The organism is Sphingobacterium sp. WM, assembly GCF_029542465.1.
In the GTDB taxonomy this organism is placed as follows: domain Bacteria; phylum Bacteroidota; class Bacteroidia; order Sphingobacteriales; family Sphingobacteriaceae; genus Sphingobacterium; species Sphingobacterium cellulitidis.
Window position 1 is genome coordinate 3,196,393 of the sequence record NZ_CP120709.1, and the last position, 18,572, is coordinate 3,214,964.

At 37.2% G+C, this 18,572-nt stretch carries 14 protein-coding genes and 1 pseudogene; 8 read left to right on the forward strand and 7 right to left on the reverse strand.

Annotated elements, in window-relative coordinates; all coding sequences use genetic code 11:
* Positions 1–46: 46 nt before the first annotated feature.
* From PZ892_RS13615 to PZ892_RS13630, 4 genes are all read right to left on the reverse strand, one after another.
* Positions 47–2,299 carry a Tex family protein gene (locus PZ892_RS13615; protein WP_094256209.1) on the reverse strand — a complete coding sequence of 751 codons (2,253 nt, stop codon included), beginning with the start codon at positions 2,297–2,299 and terminating at the stop codon, positions 47–49.
* Between the two features lie 75 nt (positions 2,300–2,374).
* On the reverse strand, positions 2,375–2,920 hold the full coding sequence (locus PZ892_RS13620; RefSeq protein WP_094256210.1) for a twin-arginine translocase TatA/TatE family subunit: 546 nt from the start codon (positions 2,918–2,920) through the stop codon (positions 2,375–2,377).
* Between the two features lie 411 nt (positions 2,921–3,331).
* A complete protein-coding gene (locus PZ892_RS13625) occupies positions 3,332–5,056 on the reverse strand; it encodes a fimbrillin family protein (RefSeq protein WP_094256211.1) in 1,725 nt (574 codons plus the stop codon).
* A 15-nt stretch (positions 5,057–5,071) separates the two neighbouring features.
* Positions 5,072–5,218: a hypothetical protein gene (locus PZ892_RS13630; RefSeq protein ID WP_169715155.1), complete on the reverse strand. Its 147-nt coding sequence runs from the start codon at positions 5,216–5,218 to the stop codon at positions 5,072–5,074.
* Positions 5,219–5,677: 459 nt separating this feature from the next.
* Between PZ892_RS13630 and PZ892_RS13635 the strand changes: the two genes are divergently transcribed.
* Positions 5,678–7,054 (forward strand): MATE family efflux transporter, encoded by a 1,377-nt coding sequence (locus PZ892_RS13635; protein ID WP_094256212.1) that lies wholly within the window; start codon positions 5,678–5,680, stop codon positions 7,052–7,054.
* A 45-nt stretch (positions 7,055–7,099) separates the two neighbouring features.
* On the opposite strand, the gene PZ892_RS13640 is transcribed toward PZ892_RS13635, so the two are convergent.
* The 3 genes from PZ892_RS13640 to PZ892_RS13650 form a co-directional block, all read right to left on the reverse strand.
* Entirely contained in the window at positions 7,100–8,503 is a 1,404-nt protein-coding gene (locus PZ892_RS13640; protein WP_094256213.1) for a dihydrolipoamide acetyltransferase family protein, read from the reverse strand.
* 107 nt (positions 8,504–8,610) lie between these two features.
* On the reverse strand, positions 8,611–9,861 hold the full coding sequence (locus PZ892_RS13645) for a competence/damage-inducible protein A (protein ID WP_094256214.1): 1,251 nt from the start codon (positions 9,859–9,861) through the stop codon (positions 8,611–8,613).
* A 22-nt stretch (positions 9,862–9,883) separates the two neighbouring features.
* Positions 9,884–12,496 (reverse strand): putative LPS assembly protein LptD, encoded by a 2,613-nt coding sequence (locus PZ892_RS13650; protein ID WP_094256215.1) that lies wholly within the window; start codon positions 12,494–12,496, stop codon positions 9,884–9,886.
* Between the two features lie 208 nt (positions 12,497–12,704).
* Here PZ892_RS13650 and PZ892_RS13655 point away from each other — a divergent pair, with 208 nt between their 5' ends.
* The 7 genes and pseudogenes from PZ892_RS13655 (at position 12,705) to PZ892_RS13685 (ending at position 18,563) form a co-directional block, all read left to right on the forward strand.
* Entirely contained in the window at positions 12,705–13,598 is an 894-nt protein-coding gene (locus tag PZ892_RS13655; RefSeq protein ID WP_094256216.1) for an N-acetylmuramoyl-L-alanine amidase, read from the forward strand.
* A gap of 48 nt (positions 13,599–13,646) precedes the next feature.
* Positions 13,647–14,513, forward strand: a complete 867-nt coding sequence (locus tag PZ892_RS13660) for an N-acetylmuramoyl-L-alanine amidase (RefSeq protein WP_277711440.1) — start codon at positions 13,647–13,649, stop codon at positions 14,511–14,513.
* Positions 14,514–14,567: 54 nt separating this feature from the next.
* Positions 14,568–15,515 (forward strand): MlaD family protein, encoded by a 948-nt coding sequence (locus PZ892_RS13665; RefSeq protein ID WP_094256217.1) that lies wholly within the window; start codon positions 14,568–14,570, stop codon positions 15,513–15,515.
* Positions 15,516–15,601: 86 nt separating this feature from the next.
* Positions 15,602–15,835, forward strand: a complete 234-nt coding sequence (locus tag PZ892_RS13670; RefSeq protein ID WP_094279877.1) for a helix-turn-helix domain-containing protein — start codon at positions 15,602–15,604, stop codon at positions 15,833–15,835.
* A gap of 356 nt (positions 15,836–16,191) precedes the next feature.
* A pseudogene (locus PZ892_RS13675) lies at positions 16,192–16,845 on the forward strand (IS3 family transposase); the annotation flags it as partial.
* 245 nt (positions 16,846–17,090) lie between these two features.
* Positions 17,091–17,315: a trypsin-like peptidase domain-containing protein gene (locus tag PZ892_RS13680; protein WP_141202058.1), complete on the forward strand. Its 225-nt coding sequence runs from the start codon at positions 17,091–17,093 to the stop codon at positions 17,313–17,315.
* Positions 17,316–17,318: 3 nt separating this feature from the next.
* Positions 17,319–18,563 carry a DUF255 domain-containing protein gene (locus tag PZ892_RS13685; RefSeq protein WP_182499652.1) on the forward strand — a complete coding sequence of 415 codons (1,245 nt, stop codon included), beginning with the start codon at positions 17,319–17,321 and terminating at the stop codon, positions 18,561–18,563.
* Positions 18,564–18,572 lie beyond the last annotated feature (9 nt).

Below are 18,572 nucleotides of genomic sequence, written 5' to 3' on the forward strand. Positions count from 1 at the left end.
GGATAAATGCTCAAAAAAAAGACGATCAATGTTGATCGTCTTTTTTTTATTTAAATTTGCTCGCTAATGCTGCTAATTTTACAGCCATATCTGTTTCTGGGGCTCGCTCTTGACGCTTGTCATTTCGCTTGTCAGAAGAACGTTTATCATTCGATTTTCGAGGCGCTTTGTCCTCAGTTTTCATTGTTAAACTAATTCGATTCCTTTTTTCATCAACCTCAGTAACAGTTACCATAACTTGCTGCTGCACTTTGACAACTTCATGAGGATCAGAGACAAAATGATTTGCCAATTGGCTTAAGTGAACTAATCCATCCTGATGAACACCAATATCTACAAATGCACCGAAATTGGTAATATTCGTAACGATTCCTGGCAATTTCATTCCAACTTTCAAATCAGAAATCTTATTGACGCCATCCGTAAATGAAAAGGCTTCAAATTTCTCACGAGGGTCTAAACCGGGTTTTGCTAATTCCAACATAATATCATTTAATGTCGGCAAACCAACCTCGTCTGAAATATATTTTTTAAGATCAACACGTTTTCTTGCTTGTTCATCCTTCATCAAATCTTGGATCGATATATTGATATCCTTAGCCATTTTTTCCACTAAGGCATAACGCTCTGGGTGCACTGCAGAAGCATCTAGCGGATGGTCTGCATTCCGGATACGCAGGAATCCTGCTGCCTGTTCAAAAGCCTTATCCCCTAAACGAGGAACTTTTTTCAATTCTCTCCGAGAACTAAAAGGACCGTTTTCTTTTCTATAATTTACGATTTGCTGCGCCAATGCAGGTCCCAAACCTGAAATATAAGCTAGAATCTGTTTAGACGCTGTATTCAATTCAACCCCAACAGAGTTTACACAGGACATAACGGTATCATCCAATGCCGACTGGAGTTTGTTCTGATCGACATCATGTTGGTATTGACCAACACCAATAGATTTAGGATCGATTTTTACCAATTCAGCTAAGGGATCCATTAATCTTCTACCAATGGAAACTGCTCCTCTAACAGTCACATCGTAATCTGGAAATTCTTCCCTTGCAACTTCCGAAGCTGAATAAATGGAGGCTCCACTTTCATTTACCATAACAATGGTTGCTCCTGGCATATTCATTTTACGAACAAAGTCTTCGGTTTCTCTTCCTGCTGTTCCATTACCAATAGCAATAGCTTCGATATCATGCGCAGAAATCAAACGCTTAATGACACGTTCAGCTTCAGCTTGACCTGCAGCTCCATTATGTGGGAAAATAGCTGTATTCTCAAGCAAATTCCCTTGTGCATCCAAAACCACCGTTTTACATCCTGTTCTGAATCCTGGGTCGATTGCTAGCAATCTTTTTTGACCCAGTGGTGCTGCCAACAACAATTGACGAACATTATCAGCAAAAACCTTGATTGCTTCTTCATCCGCTTTTTGTCTGGTTAAGACACGAATCTCGGTTTCCATCGATGGTTTCAGAAGTCGCTTGTAACTATCTAGCAAAGCCAAGGATACCTGATTACTAGCATCATTATTCCCTTTAATGAATTGCTTTTCAATTCCTGGAATTACTTCTGATTCATCAATATCAATATCTAGATATAAAAGTTCTTCTTTCTCCCCTCTTCGCATCGCGAGAACACGGTGTGATGGAGCATCTTTCAAGGATTCTGCCCATTCGAAATAGTCCTTATATTTCAAAGCTGCTTCCTCTTTTCCAGGAACAACACGCGAAACAAATTTCCCTTTGTTCAACAAGGTTTTACGAGCATGAGCACGAACATCAGCATCTTCTGCAATCTGTTCGGCAATGATATCCCTCGCTCCTGCTAATGCTTCCTCTACAGTCTGAACACCTTTTTCCTCATCAATATAGGAACTGGCATTAGACTCCACATCAATTTTATCTTGTGATAACAGCAAATCAGCTAAAGGCTGCAGACCTTTCTCACGAGCAGCAGAAGCTCTGGTTTTTCTCTTTGGCTTATATGGTAAATAAATATCTTCTAAGGCTGACATACTTTCAGCAGATTTCACTTGAACCTCAAGCTCCGGGCTCAGCTTACCTTGCTCTGAGATGGATTTTAATACCGCTTCTTTGCGTTTATCCAAATCCCTTAATTGTTGAATACGATCGCGAATGGCAGTAATCTGAACTTCATCCAAACTTCCGGTTAATTCTTTACGGTATCTTGCAATAAATGGAACCGTTGCCCCTTCGTCTAAAAGGGAAATGGTTGTAATCACTTGTTTCTCGTTGATCGACAATTCTTTCGAAACGATAATCTCGTGGGAAGTAATCATAAAAAATATTAAAATGAAAAAACAAAGCTGTTGAATGGATTCCAACAGCTTATCGATATAGAATTCTTAATTGTTTTAGGCTTTTTTTGAGTTATTATCCGATAAAGGATTTTCTTCAACATCAGGTGCAGAACTTTCTTTGGGTTCTCCCTCTGTCGAAGTTTCTTCTGCATTTGGAACATCATTACTTGCAAAATGATCATTATAACCATAGCTGTAATAATCGTCTTTTGTAGGAGTAGTATAAGGCTGATGCTCATAAGTTCCTGCAGGTGCAGTAAATTGTGGTACTTTTTTCTCAATAACGCCTTCCTCTGATTGTTCCTCTGTTTCATTGGCCGCATTTACTTGCTCCAAGTTTTGATCAATTGTAGATTCAGCTTTCTTTTCCTCAGGTTCTTTTTCAATATCCGTTTTGATATCGTCAATTTCCTTTTCAAAGTTATTTATCTGATCTGAAATCTCTCTTTTTATCCCTTCAGAAGCATCTTTAAATTCCCGGATACCACGTCCCAGTCCTCGCGCCAATTCTGGTAATTTCTTGCCACCAAACAGTAATAATGCTACTAAAATAATAAGCATCATCTCCTGGGTACCAATGTTCAAAAACGCTAAATTCATCTCTACTTTATTATTTGATAATAAGCTAAGGTAAGTCTATTATTTTTTTTCAGCAATTTTTTCATGTAAATATTTAGAAACAAAATCCAAGGAAAATCAATCCCTACTGGCAATAGACCAATCGCCTTTCAATAAACGAAGCCGAGGAAATTTCTTCCTCGGCTTCGTTTATTGAAATTATTTAATATTTGAATTATTGAAACTTAAAATTTCAGAGATCTCAAATGAACCCTTAATTAAAATTCCGCACACATCTTACATTCATTCCGTTCGTAGCTTTAAGTGTTGCGGGATAAACATCATTTGCAGCTGATGTAACCTTCGAACTATAAACTTTTGCTCTTAATTTATTTTGTATGCTGCTATCATAATACAATTCCAAATAAGCATAAGAATTTGCATATGGCTTTTTTAACCAGAAATAAGCATAACCTGTAGTCTTTGTCGAACTAATTGAAGGTAACTTGCCGCGTTCATCTGATGAGTATTTCCATTAGGTTCTGTAAATCTTTTCAGTTCAAAGGTAATTCTTTGTGACCATTCATCCGGCGAATTCTGTTCATTGACATTCACTGTAAGTAACACAGATTTCTTCCCATCATTTCTTGTTGCACTAATTCTTCCTGTACCTGAATATGAATTAATATAAGCTGCCAATCCTTTTGCCTGATCAACGGTAGGTGTTCTCCATTGATCATTAAGGTCATTTCCATTAGGCCTAAGATCATGACATGGGTCACCATCAATAACAGGAGTAATACCTAAAGGCCACATTTTCCCTGATAAATAATATGTACTACCATATTTTGCTTCCGATTGCCCATATGACATTATAGGATTTGGATAACCATTAGGTTGGAATGTACTAGCATAAAAGATAGAGTTTGGTTCATGATTTCTATGTTGAAACCTAGTCGGACCTTCAGATGGCCCAGTAAAACCCTGCGTACCAGCATCGTAATACAAGTCTCCCCTAGACCAATTTGTGGCTACTACACTAGAAGTTGCCGGAACTTGAATTCCATTATCCAATGGAATAATCGTGATTCTGGTATATTTCCCTCTACCAATTCTTATTTTGTCATTATAAGATTTGCTGAATTTCAGTGGATTTGCTGGTCTATCAAGTAATGCCCATGGATGAATGCTGTAAACAAAATTGCTATTATATTCATTATCTCCACCTGGTACAGTAAAGAAATATCCATGATATGATGTGTTTGGAAATTGAATATCAGCCGCATAGTTCCTTCTAGCGTTGATATTAACTGCGCTCGCTATCTTCGATTTTGAAATAAATTTCCCAGTTAATAGATCAAATACACCTTGTTCTAATACATTGGAGTTCGCTCTAATATAAGGTCTGTCCGTAGAGTTTCCTAAAAAAGCATTTAAGTCTGCCTTTGCACTGAATCCTGTTACCAAGACCCCAACCTCTACCATCGCCATCGCATGTTTAAATGTGATGGAAACATCAATATTAGGAATTGAGGAATTTGAAGATTTTCCAGTTGTAAAATTTCCTGATGCAAACAAGAAATCTTCATTTGATACATTAAAAGTAGGTTTTAAATTATTTGAAATAGCAGGCAAGGCTTCTGTACTATAATATGAATACGCATACCATTTATACTGAGTTCCTTGTTTTAATTCTTTTGCTACTGGAGGAGTACTACCGACTTTACCGTCAACTTGTTCCACAAATTTCCCTGCCATATCATAGACCAAAACTCGGAATGTAACTCCATTGGTAAGTGGTCTTCCCCCATTAACTGGAGAACCAGGGATATAATTATCAGGATAAACTGGAGCAACGGCTTTATTATCTCCTGAAGTAGAATTGCCAGAATTAGCCATTAATGCTTCCGCTGAACCTAATTCTTCCTTAATATAAATAAATTCTTTATCAGCTTTTTGAGCAGAATTTACAACTACCGTTTTATTTAACCTACTCCCGTTACTAGGCGAAATATCAGCAGAAGTACTTTTACTATCAGACTCCTGAAGAGCAGTTTCTCCATCAACGATAAAGGAAACCCCTGAGGTAATAGTAGTATTGGGTTGATCAGTATTTTTACTGCAACTAAAATTTAGAATTGAACCGACAATTACTAAACTAAAAAAGATCTTTTTCATGTGATATTCAAAAAATTACCAGTTCTCTTTATGTGTTTTGAATACGTCGTCAGAAGTTCCATCATTAAGAGTGGAATTCCATGAATCAACAAATGGTGAATCATTTCCTGGCCCCTTAAATGTGGCAGTAGCTGATCCCGCCGCGATGGAATGTTCCATCATGACTTTGATATAATTTCTATCCGCGGCGAGGTATAGTCCCTCTTACCGGATAAAGATTGGTTTTTCATTATAGATAATTTTAGTGTGACTCTATTGTAATTTTGAAAAATTAAGATTAAATTATACTGATAATGCGGTATTTAGCTCAAAAATATTATTTGTAGCCCATCTACGACAACATATATTTCCTACTCTATCTAATAACCAGCCCTATAATACTTATAACTGCAACAACATAGTTTATCTAAAACACCACCTGATTGAATTAGTTTTTTCTTTCCGAGAAATTTTTGACATAATCAGGACAGCAATCAAAATAGAGTTTAAGCAAAACACCTATATGACTAGTATTTCATGTTACAACATCTTGTTTCTATTTTAGAAATATTAAGTTCTTTTACACCACGATTCGAGAAGCAATTTTTTACTTGTACCTTTGTGCTCTTTACTATTTTTTATATGCTGCAGAACTTCAAATCCAACAAAAAGTATTATCTCAGTACAATGGCATTAGCCGGACCAGTTGTTATTTCACAACTTGGTCATACGCTTGTACAAACTGCCGACACTATGATCGTGGGGCACTTTGCTGGTACTATTCCGTTAGCAGCTGTATCATTGGTACACTCAGTTTTTATGGTGGTTTTGATCATTGGAATTGGTATTGCTTATGGACTAACCCCTTTAATAGCTCAAGAAAATGGAAGGCATAATATTAAAGAATGTGCGAAACTACTTTCCAATAGTTTTTGGTTGAATATTGTCTCCGCCATTCTTCTCTTTCTCTTTGTGTTTTATGGTTCTATGTATGCTATGCAGCATGCTGATCAAGACCCTGAAGTCGTAGAAACGGCTAAACCTTATTTATTAATACTTAGCTTATCCATCTTGCCTCTCATGGTTTTCAATACTTTTAAGCAATTCGCAGAAGGCTTAGGGTTCACCAAACAGGCTATGAATATTACAATTTGGGGAAATGTGCTGAATGTTGTTATTGCGGTAATCTTGGTTAAGGGAATGTTTGGGATTGAACCTATGGGGGTTCGTGGTGTGGGTATTGCAACTTTGATAGATCGTATCTTAATGATGATCGTCATGGCATGGTACGTTTTAAGTTCCAAAAACTTTAAACTTTATATCGATCACTTCTCCATTAAATTCATTGATTTTTCCAGAGTTAAAAAGATTCTTAAAATTGGAGGTCCTGTCGCGATGCAATATGTGTTTGAAATTGGCGCATTTGCAGGAGCCGCATTGATTGCGGGAAAGATCGGAGCCGTTGAACAAGCTTCCCATCAAACTGCTATTACATTGGCTGCAATGACTTATATGATGGCCAGTGGAATTGCATCGGCTGCTACAATTAAAGTCGGGAATGCTTATGGAAATAAAAACTTCTTTAGGTTACAAAAATTTGCCACTGTATCCTATCACCTGGTTTTAGTATTTATGATTGTGTGTGCTATTATTTTTGCCTTGTTTAATCAATATTTGCCGTATATCATCACTAAAGATCAAGAAGTGGTTATGATGGCCTCTCAGTTATTGATCATTGCTGGTATGTTTCAATTATTCGATGGAACACAAGTGGTGGGATTAGGAACTTTAAGAGGAATGGGCGATGTAAATATCCCTACTTTCATTACCTTCTTTGCATATTGGATTATTGGACTTCCAGTTGCTTACTATTTAGGCATCGAAATGAAAATAGGAGTAAAAGGGATTTGGTATGGATTAACCCTTGGGTTGTTGACTTCTTCGATCCTACTCTATTTTAGATATCGGTATATGATTCAAAAGAAATTACCACGAAACCAAATCTTGGTAAATGGATAAAACAAAAACGGTCAAGAGTTTTCTTGACCGTTTTTGTTTTATTTTTTAGATAACTCGCTCAGAGTCCCAATTCTCTAAATAATCAGCTACTCGACGAATAAATTGTCCGCCTAGTGCGCCATCAATAACTCGATGGTCATAAGACATGGAAATATACATCATATGACGAACAGCGATGACATCTCCAAACTCAGTTTCCAATACTGCTGGCTTCTTTTTAATGGTCCCAACAGCCAGGATTGCCGCTTGCGGCTGATTAATAATTGGCATTCCAAAAATATTTCCAAATGCCCCTATATTAGTAAAGGTAAATGTACCTCCTTGGGTATCATCTGGCTTTAATTTGTTCCCTCTGGAACGCGTTGCCAAATCATTAACCGATCTTGAAATTCCTGTTAAACTTAATTGATCCACATTTTTTATTACCGGAACAATTAAGTTGCCGGATGGCAATGCTGTGGCCATTCCAATATTGATATTTTTCTTACGAATGATATTGTATCCATCTACAGAGACATTAATCATCGGAAAGTCCTTAATAGCTTTGGCAATTGCCTCGATAAACAAAGGGGTAAAAGTAATATTCTCTCCTTCGGATTTTTTATAGCCATCCTTAACCTTGTTTCTCCAATTCACCAAATTTGTAACATCAGCTTCAACAACTGAGAATACATGTGGTGATGTTTTTACACTATTAACCATATGATCAGCTATCAGCCTTCTCATGCGGTCCATCTCAATGATTTCCGAATCCCCTGTACTAGTCTTTACAACTTGCGCTGCTGGAGTTTTAACCTCTTGAACAAGGGGCTGGGATACTTCTTCTATTATCGGTTGACTAGGTTTTGGAATTTCAATTCCTTTATTTTTTTGAAGGTAGTTTAAAACATCTTTCTTAGTTACTCTTCCTTCACCACCAGTGCCTGGAATACTGTCCAATTCCTGTTGTGATATTCCTTCTTGTTGCGCGATATTTCTAACCAATGGAGAATAGAAACGAATGCCAGAATGGATTTCTTGATGATTTGATTCTACTTGAATAGGTTTTTCCTGGATTTGATCCATCCCCGGAATTTCAGCTTCTTCGATAACTGCTGTATCCTCAATTTTTCCATCCTGATCTTCAGCAGGAATTTCTTGTTCAACAACAGGTTCGACTTTTTCTTCTTGTTGGATAGTAGGTTTTTCTTGTTCCTCAACTTCAGGACCTTCAACCTCAATTAATGCAATTACATCCCCAACCTGAACTACTTGATTTTCCTCAAACAATCTTTCTTTTAGAACTCCAGATACTGGCGATGGAACTTCAGAATCGACCTTATCGGTAGCAAGTTCTACTACCGCATCATCTTCTTCAATTCGTTCCCCAACCTGCTTTACCCATTTGGTAAGCGTCGCTTCGGAAACACTCTCCCCCATTTTAGGTAACAAAAGTTTATATATAGCCATCTATTTTTATTTCGATTGTTAGATTACTAAGTTAAATATTAATACTTACTTGACAAGTGAACAAAATTAAATATTTTATCCTACATTGTAAACAAAATATCGTTCTGTTAATTCTTTGTTTCTTGTTGAAATAAGTTCCAGAGCATGAGTAATGCCTGAGCAGTAGTCCTTTCTATGTTGATTAAGCGGTCATGATGAAAATGAAACAGCTTAGTTTTTACATCATTTTTGCCTGCAATTGCAACCCAAACAGTACCTACTGGCTTTTCATCAGTTCCTCCATCTGGACCTGCAATACCACTGGTTGCTATAGCATAATCCGTATTTAATCTTTGTTGTACTCCTTTAGCCATTTGAACTACTGTTTCCTCACTAACGGCGCCATGCTGAATCAAGGTTTCCTTCTCAACACCTAGGATATGCTCTTTAACCTCATTTGCATAGGCCACAATTCCACCTTGGAACATTTTACTCGATCCAGGAATCTCAGTTATTAATCTGGCAATATTCCCCCCTGTACAGCTCTCAGCAGTGGACAGTGTTAATTGGGAATCTGAAAATGATTTCACGATAACCTCCTCAAAACTCACATCTTCAGTGGCAACAACTGCTCCTCCAATCCGCGAAACCAACTTTTCTTTCCACTGCTCTGCTTCAAATTCCAAGGAGTTCAAATCATTTCCTACCGCTGTCAACCGCAGCCTTACCAATCCAATCTTTGGAAGATAGGCTAAGTGAATATGGCTCGGAAACTGATCTTCAATATCTGCGATATGTTCTGCAAGATGGGATTCACCGATTCCTACTGTAAGGATATATTTATTTACCACCTTTTCTTCGGTTTTATAATCCTTCAGCTTTGGTAGCACTCGGAAGGTCATTAAATTCTTCATCTCAAATGGAACCCCTGGAAGAAAAACATAAACCTTTCCTTTGTCCTCAACCCACATGCCTGGCGCAGTTCCCCAATCGTTAAAAAGAACATCTGCATTGGCCAAAACTTCCGCTTGACCCTTGTTTATTTCAGGCATTGTCCGACCGAATTGGCGAAAGATCTGTTGCACATGACTCAACACCTCTGGATTATGGATCAGGGAAGTATTAAAAAACTTAGCCGCCGTGAATTTAGTTACATCATCCTTGGTAGGACCTAAACCGCCTGTACAGATAATAATATCTGCCCGACTTCCAGCATCAGCTAATGCCTTTAGAATATGACTTTCCTGATCAGTAATTGATGTTATTTGTTGAATTTGGATTTGCTGGGCAAAAAGCTCTTGGGCGATCCAAGCAGAATTGGTATCCACAATCTGTCCGAGCAAGATTTCATCACCAATGGTAATAATTTCAGCTTTCATAGATATAGTGTTTACATAACCGTTAATAGGTATAATGACTCTGTCTTTTGGTTAATTTTAAATCTTGTAATATTGATGCTTTAGCACGTATGGTAATATTATAACTCTTATATGTTCCAAATGGAACCCAACCTACTGACATATCCCAACAGTGTAAATCTCTATAGATACTGATTTGCGTCATGGAAGCTTCTTTCTGAACAAAGTCATACCCTGTATTAAATTGAACTTTCCACTTAGGAGTTACATTGAAATCTCCATGCAAGTTAACTGTACTGGTTAAACGTGTTTCCATGTCAAGCTTTTCTCGATTGAAAACACGAGTATAGTTCATACTAAAGGATCCTGCTAAATTCCATGGAATATTAAAATCCACGAAGGCATTTGGGTCGGTACTGATTCTTGCCAATGCTTGTGCTTGCTCTGGTGTCAAATTAGGCATAGCACTTCTTAAGGAGTCAATATTATCACTCCGGTTTTGATTTGCCTTCGGATTTAAACTGTAATCAAAGGATAAACCAAAATTAGTAAGCCTAGCTAATTTCCCGTCTTTAATAGCATAACGATCAATACGATTACCAGTATACTTATCGTAAGAATAAGGATCGAAGGTACCATTAAAGTTCACATTTATTTTTTTGTCAAATAATGCTGTTCTTCCTGAAAAACTAATTGGTGACAGTTTCAGTGAATCTGCCGCAACATTATAATTACCACTAAAGGTAAGCCCTTGGATGATTGGTATTTTCTTGACACCTTTTCCCGTAGTATCCTTATCATCTCGAATCTTCGCTTCCAAGTTATTATCTACCGAGAAGCCAATACCAAAGGATTTACCTTCGGAAGGAGAACCATAAAGTGCATTTTCAAAAATAGAATACCTTTTATAAATCCCATTTGCATCCGTGAAATCACGATAAAAACCATAACGTGCATCTGAGAAATCTGGTCGATAATTCACATTAATGGATGGTGTAATCGTATGACGCATCGCCTCAATCTTACCAATCTTCTTCTGCATATTACCGTAAATCTTCGTCGATAAACCTGAAGATACCGAATAATCGTAGGCACGTTTAAAGCCTTGAACAGTATCCCTTATACTTTCAAATCCATAAGGACGGTTAACTAAGCGGTTTCTAACGGACTGAAGATACCAACGCTCTGTATAATTGAGGGATGTATTAAATTGAAAATACTTCATCACATTTAAACTCAAGCTGACAGGGATATTGTGTTGAACACCGTTGGTAAATTTATTCAATGAACCTTTTTGGAATAGCAAACTGTCTTTTGTAGCAATCCTATTTTGTCCTTGTAGGCTATACCCCACAGTGATTCTTTGATACCATTTTTGTTCCCCTATCCTATCCTTGGAATCAAATGGGTTAAAGGTAGCAACGTTTAAACTAATGGTTGGTAAGTCAATATTGATATCGCCATTGGTCAGGTTCTGATCATGTGACATATTCGCTGTGAAATTCACCTTGCCATCTGCGAAAACTTTTCCATAGGCAATCGATGAACGCATACTGTTATTTACCGCTTGCATTGGATTATAACCACTGGTGGTTGCCTGACTTCTATACGCATTCCGAGTACCAAAGTTTACTGAGGCTGAAAATGAAGTCCCAGGATTAGCCTCTTGCCGTTGGGAGTGATTCCAGGTAAATCTAAATTCCTTTGAACGACCAAAACTCTCTGTCCCTTCAATCCCTTGAACATAAGAACCATAATTCAAAGCAAAGTTACCGTTGAATTTATAGTTCACTAAATATTGTGTTCTTACATTCGCTTCCCAAGTTCCTTTGGAAAAAATTGAACCTCGAATTTCTGAATCCCAATAATCATTAAAAGTCAAATACCATCCAAGATCTCGCATTGCAAATCCTCTAGAGGCATCTTCTCCAAAGGAAGGAAATAAGAAACCTGAACTTTTCTTATCCTGTTTTGGAAAAAATCCAAAAGGAATTGCTAGAAACTTGATGGGAATATTTTGAACGACAAGATAAGATGGTCCTGCGATAATTTGCTTTTGAGTGATTACTCCTTTGGTAATTTGAATCCCAAAGTGGGTATGAGGATATGGAAGATTACAGGTTGAATACAGCCCTTTATAAAGGGACATCTCATCATAAATATTCTTTCGAACTTCCCGCGCCTGGATATACCCACCATCAACTTCCGTCATGACCCCAAAGGTTTTTGGAACCTGAGTCTTATAATTATATATTAAGGAATCGACTGCTATGGGGGATTCCCCAGGCATGATTACGACGGGTCGACCTACGTATTTGCCATTATGATCAATCACACCGGAAGCAAATAATACATTGGTATTTCGGTCTAAGCGAATATAATCTGCAGCTAATTCAAAACCTTCATATTTCACCTTGGCCCCTTTGAATAGGTGCAAAATATTCTTGCTCACCTGATTCCATGATGAATCATTCGCTGTAATGGTTACTACAGTCTCTAATCCACCCTGATCCTTCATATGAACAGTATCCTGACCGTTTACATCCTTGAAATTATTCTTACTGGTATCTGTTGGAATAGTATCCCGCTGTAGGGTGTCTATTGTAACATTTTGATTGCGTGAATTACTCTCCACCTGTGCCTGAAGCACAGACATCCCAATAAAAAAAAACAGAAAGGAAAGGAAAAAACAACTTAAGGCCTTCAAAATGAAATATGAATGTTATTTTTGTGCTAATTTTAAACTCTTGTTGGCAAAAATAGTCAAAAAACAATAACAAAGATTAGGTTTTTCATAAAGTTAATCATATTTAACAGTTTACTTTAACTATGCTATTGACGGGACTAAAATAATAACGTTAACTATGAATTTCAATAAATCCATAAAAAATTCTATTTCATTAGTAGCTATATTCCTACCCTTGTTTTTCTTAAGCGGTATGGTTCAATCTACTGAAAAGAAAAATCAAGAAACGGAACCCTCTCAACAAACCCAAAAGAATAAAACATTTAAGTTGGTCGTTATAGATCCTGGACATGGTGGAAACCTGCCTGGAGCAAGGGGAAGAATATCGGTTGAAAAAGATATTACCCTTCAAGTCGGAAAACGATTGAAAGAAGCAATTGAAAAAGAGATGCCTGGTGTAAAAGCCTTACTGACCCGCGAAACGGATGTCGATGTTCCTTTTCATGAAAGGACAGCTCTTGCAAATAAAAACCATGCTGATTTATTTATATCTATCCACTGTAACTCTGCTGATGTAGACCGTCGGGTGAAAGGAAAGAATGGACGATATGTAACCCAAACCGTGAGAAATCCTGGCGTTAGTGGTACTGAAACATTCGTATGTGGTTTCAATCGTTTACAAAGAGGTGAATCGGAAGTCGCTGTTCGTGAAAATGCCGATATTTTATTTGAAGAAAATTATCAAGAGAATTATGGCGGTTTCGACCCTAATGACCCCTCTACTTATATTATTTTCTCCTTGATGAAAAGAACTTATCGCGATAAAAGCATTCGATTTGCAACTTATATTCAAGATGAGTATGTAAAAAAAGGTCGTCAAAACAGAGGGGTTCAGGAACTTTCACTTGCCGTGTTAGCATCTGCTGCAATGCCTGCGGTATTAACTGAAATCGGATTTATCTCTAATCCTGATGAGGAAAAATTCATGGTTTCAGATGAAGGACAAAACCAGATTGTGGGTAACCTTGTGGATGCCATAAAATCGTATAAAGCGAATTCCGGCTTACAATAGGAATAGAATTTGTTAGGATAATTGAAACGAAAAGAGAAATTGAAGAATTTGATTAAAAGTAAAACGATTTTTGGGAGGATTGGACTGGGGTTGACTTGCGTATCAGTAGTAGTTTTAGCAAGTTTCAAGCCTGTAGATTTACAGAATGATCAAGGTGGGAGTCCTAGAAAATTAAAAACTATCGTCTTAGACCCTGGACATGGTGGACATGACTCCGGAGCCGTTGGTCGGCAATCAAAAGAAAAAGATATCGCATTACAAGTGGCGTTGAAGCTGGGTAAGAAAATCGAAAAGGAATTCCCAGGGATTAAAGTTGTTTATACCAGAAAAACAGATGTTTATCCTAAGCTTTATGAGCGTCCTGCTCTAGCCAATAAGCATCATGCTGACTTATTTATCTCTATTCACTGTAATTCTGGTGGTGCCACGAGTAGAAGAGTAAAAAACAGTAGAGGACGTTATGTTACGCAGCGTGTCTTGAATACTTCTGCTAAAGGTACTGAAACCCTAGTATTGGGTTTTAGCCGTACGGGTGACCAAGATGTCGCAATTCGTGAAAACGCATCAATCCTAATGGAGGAAAACTATAAGGAGAACTATGGTGGTTTTGATCCTAAGGATCCTTCAACCTATATCGTATTCTCTTTGATGAAAAGAAAATTTAGAGAGCAAAGTATCCGACTTGCTTCCTATATGCAAGATCAGTTTGCTGGTTCTAGTCGTACTGACCGTGGAGTGAAAGAACAATCTTTGGCAGTACTTGCAACAGCAGGGATGCCAGCAGTATTAACAGAAATTGGATTTATTTCCAATCCTGACGAAGAAAGATTCATGATGTCATCGGCTGGTCAGGAATCAATTGTCACCGATTTATTTAATGCTATAAATACCTACAGAAAAAGCATAGAAAAATAAAATTTTATTAAATTGGCGCTAAGAACAAAGTAAAAATACTTAAATCGGGAAATTTTGAAGATATCTAATGAAACTAAGGTCGGGGCACTAACAAGTATTGCTATTGCCATTTTATTTATTGGTTACAGTTTCCTCAAAGGGAACAACGTTTTCAGCAGCGAAAATACTTTTTATACCGAATACGACAATGTTGATGGTCTTGCCGTATCCAAGCCTGTTCTTGTCAGTGGATTTCAAATTGGCCGTGTATCCAAACTAACGTTACAACCTAACGGTAAAATAAGAACCGAATTCAAAATCAAAAATGATTATGATATCCCCTCAAATACGGTAGCCCGAATTGTAAGTGCTGACCTCTTGGGAAGTAAAGCTATCGTTTTTGAATTAGGAAACAGCACCACCATGGCCAGAAATGGTGACCCCCTCCTATCAGATGTTCAAGCAAACCTGATGGAGAAAGTCGAACCCCTCCAAAAGAAAATAGAAAATTTAGTTGTAAAACTAGATTCAGTTCTTTCTGGTGTAAACAGCGTATTGGATGATAACTTCCAACGTGATTTCAAAAGCTCCGTTCATAGTATTTCTGTATCCTTGAAAAACCTTGAAAAAATTACAGGTGATGTAGATGGTTTGATGGGTGCTGAGAAAAATCGCTTGAGTAATATCCTTTCCAATATGGAATCTATCACCATGAACTTCAAAAACAATAATGCGAAGATCAATTCCATCTTGAATAACTTGGATACTCTTTCTGATGACCTGTCAAAAACTGAAATCAAAGCAACGGTTGACAACGCCAATAAAGCAATGAAAGATGTCCTTGAAATCACCAATAAAATAAATACTGGAGATGGTTCATTGAGCCAATTGATACATGATGAAAAATTATATAATAATTTAACTAATGCATCTGAAAACTTAGATCAATTGGTGAAAGATCTTAAAGAAAACCCAGGTAAATACCTTAAAATCTCCATATTTGGCAAAAAAGACACCAAATAAAAAATATTTAGACAAAATATTAAAGGCTCCAATATGTGTGAAGTGAACCCCAAAAGTTATACAAAAACTTTTGGGGTTCATTATTTATGTCAAATCACACCTTTGAGGAGAAACTAGAAATCGTTTCTCAAGTGGAAAGCGGGAAGTCGATACTGCGCATATCCCGCGAACTCCGTATCAGCAAAGTCATGATATTGGAATGGGTTCGGAAGTATAATCTTTATGGTGAAAGAGGGCTACTCAAGCAGCCTAATGTCCCAGCCACGGCTGATTTCAAAGAAGAAATTGTAAGGACTATTCTAGAAAAAGAAGTACCTTAAGTACAGGTTGTTCTACAGTATGGAGTAAGCAAGAGTGCTTTAGAGAGCTGGGTGAAATTGGTACGGGTCCATGGGTATGCTGTATTACATCAACAAAAAAATCGTGGAGGACCGCCTAAAGATATGAGTAAATCAAAGAAGCATGAGCCTGAAACAGAACTAGAGAAGCTCCAGGCGGAGAACACTCGTTTACGAGCCGAGATTGCATTATAAAAAAAAGTCACGGCCTTAGTCAAGGAAAGAGAAGCCCGCGAACGCATGAATGGGCAAAAGCCATCGAAGAACTAAGGTCTGAACATGATATTTCAATTCTATTGGATTGTAAACAGATGGCTCGTTAGGTATTTTATTATCATCTCAAACGCCTGAATAGTAGAGATAAATACAAGAAAGAAAAGGAAGAGGTCATACGCATATATCACCTGCACAAAGGTAGATATGGATATCGACGGGTAACAGCCGACATGAAGAACTTGGATTATCATATAAACCATAAGACTGTTCAAAGACTAATGGGAACATTGGACCTGAAATGTAAAATCAGGAAAGTCCGCTATCGCTCATACAAAGGGGAAGTTGGTAAAATTGCTCCCAATATACAGGAAAGGAATTTCAAGGCAAGTTCGCCCAATCAGAAATGGGCTACAGATGTTACTGAGGTAAACATCAAAGGCCAGAAGATCTACCTATCTCCGATACTTGACATGTTCAATGGAGAAGTAATCTCCTATAGTATCTCAAAAAGCCCGAACATGATGATGATAGAAGAGATGTTAAATAAGGCTTTTGATAAAACTAAAGATACAAAGGGGCTTATTTTTCACTCTGATCAAGGCTGGCAATATCAGCATTATGGATACAGAAAGGCTTTAGAAAAACAAGGTATTATACAGAGCATGTCCAGAAAAGGGAATTGTTTAGATAATGCCGTGGCCGAAAACTTTTTTGCAATCTTAAAGACAGAATTACTATACTCACAAAGCCTTGAGACAGCCGACGAGTTTATCTAATCAGTAAAAGAATACTTCTACTATTACAACAATAAAAGAATAAAAAACAGATTAAATGGAAAGAGCCCGGTGGAATACCGAGCTCTGCTAGAAAAAACTTAATTTTGTTAATCCGTCCAACTTTTTGGGGTCATGTCAATCTTTTGGGTCCAGTATTACTTCCTGGAGAACATGTTTTAATAATTTCACATCCTGACCATATATACTATTATCTAAGCGAAGGCATTGTCAATAAAAATAGCCTGATGTTAAATCCTAGAATGCCCGGAATACGCCAATACAGAATGACTGTAAGTGCGGATTATGCGGTTGGATCAAGTGGCGCCCCTATCCTTTCCCAAAATGGAAATCTTGCTGGTGTCGTATCATCAACCCAAACCATTCCTTCTTCTGGAAATGCAGATAATAAACAACAAATGGTCATGAAAAATGCTATTTCCGTACGTGCTTTGCAACAATTAATCCAATAACTTATGAGACAGATCATTCTTCTTTTATGCTTACTCCCTACTCTATTATGTGCCCAAGAAAAAGGAATTTCATTTAATAATAACCTCAATTGGCAAGAAGTTAAAGCCAAAGCTAAGGCTGAAAACAAATACATCATGATCGATTGCTATACCTCTTGGTGTGTTCCTTGTAAAATTATGGAACAACAGGTATTTACAGACAGCAAGATTGGTGAATATAGCAACCAACATTTTGTAACAGTTCAGGTTCAATTTGATGATGATCCTAAAGCAAATAAAATCAAAAAAGATTGGATGAACTTAAGTAAGGAATTCGCCAAAAAATATGAGGTAGATGGTTATCCTTGCTATTTATTCTTTAGCCCTCAAGGCGAAATTGTTCACAAAGCTTATGGTAAAAGAGATATCCCAAATTTTCTAAACCTGTTGAAGAAAATTCAGGATCCAGACTCTCAATATTATACGTTGAGAGAACGATATAAGGAGAATAAAATTGATGTCCAGGTCCTTAAATTATTATTGAACGCTTCCATGGAAGCTGAGCCTGAAGATAAACAAGAACTTATTCAAGCTTATTTGGCAATGAACCCAGATGTACAATCTAATGCCGAAGCAAAAGTTATCATGGATGTAACGCGTTCTTCGAAAGATTCTGGATTTCCAATCTTGTTAAACCAAGCTAAAAAAATAAATAATCTTTTAGGAGAAGTAGTGGCCGAGGATCTATACCGAGGAATAATAAATTTTGAAGATGCCGAAAACAAGCTCGGCCGCAAATCTCCAATGGGATATTATATCCTGAATAATAAACAAGACTGGTCTGTCTTTGAAGACTCTTTGGCAACCAAATACCCCGAACATAAAACCGAAATCCTCGACTTCATCAAGTTGAACTTCTATAAAAATGGTTTCCTGATGGAAGATTATATCCCAGCATTGAAAAATTACATCAAAAAATATGATGGAACCATCAGTAACAAAATGAAAATGGAATATGTGGGTGTACTAGCTAAAAACTTCACAGACATCGATTTTATCAAAAACATGCTGAATTGGTCAAAAGATGCTTTTGAGCAAACCGACAATTCGCAACACCTCTATAATTATGCCCTCCTAACTTATAAAATCGGGGAGCATGATAAAGGGATTGAAATAATCAAAAAAGCAATTGAATCTGCAGATGAAGGTCAATTATTCAATTTCAATGAAAAATTGGACCTGATGAAGAAAGGTGACGATATTCTTTAAATGTTGTTT

Excerpts from the sequence above, each read along its gene's own strand:
- PZ892_RS13670 (WP_094279877.1), top strand. The coding sequence starts at position 15,602 with ATGTCAAATCACACCTTTGAGGAGAAACTAGAAATCGTTTCTCAAGTG.
- PZ892_RS13645 (WP_094256214.1), bottom strand. The coding sequence starts at position 9,861 with ATGAAAGCTGAAATTATTACCATTGGTGATGAAATCTTGCTCGGACAG.
- PZ892_RS13615 (WP_094256209.1), bottom strand. The coding sequence starts at position 2,299 with ATGATTACTTCCCACGAGATTATCGTTTCGAAAGAATTGTCGATCAAC.
- PZ892_RS13685 (WP_182499652.1), top strand. The coding sequence starts at position 17,319 with ATGAGACAGATCATTCTTCTTTTATGCTTACTCCCTACTCTATTATGT.
- PZ892_RS13625 (WP_094256211.1), bottom strand. The coding sequence starts at position 5,056 with ATGAAAAAGATCTTTTTTAGTTTAGTAATTGTCGGTTCAATTCTAAAT.
- PZ892_RS13635 (WP_094256212.1), top strand. The coding sequence starts at position 5,678 with ATGCTGCAGAACTTCAAATCCAACAAAAAGTATTATCTCAGTACAATG.
- PZ892_RS13655 (WP_094256216.1), top strand. The coding sequence starts at position 12,705 with ATGAATTTCAATAAATCCATAAAAAATTCTATTTCATTAGTAGCTATA.
- PZ892_RS13630 (WP_169715155.1), bottom strand. The coding sequence starts at position 5,218 with ATGATGGAACATTCCATCGCGGCGGGATCAGCTACTGCCACATTTAAG.
- PZ892_RS13620 (WP_094256210.1), bottom strand. The coding sequence starts at position 2,920 with ATGAATTTAGCGTTTTTGAACATTGGTACCCAGGAGATGATGCTTATT.
- PZ892_RS13650 (WP_094256215.1), bottom strand. The coding sequence starts at position 12,496 with ATGTCTGTGCTTCAGGCACAGGTGGAGAGTAATTCACGCAATCAAAAT.
- PZ892_RS13640 (WP_094256213.1), bottom strand. The coding sequence starts at position 8,503 with ATGGCTATATATAAACTTTTGTTACCTAAAATGGGGGAGAGTGTTTCC.
- PZ892_RS13680 (WP_141202058.1), top strand. The coding sequence starts at position 17,091 with ATGTTAAATCCTAGAATGCCCGGAATACGCCAATACAGAATGACTGTA.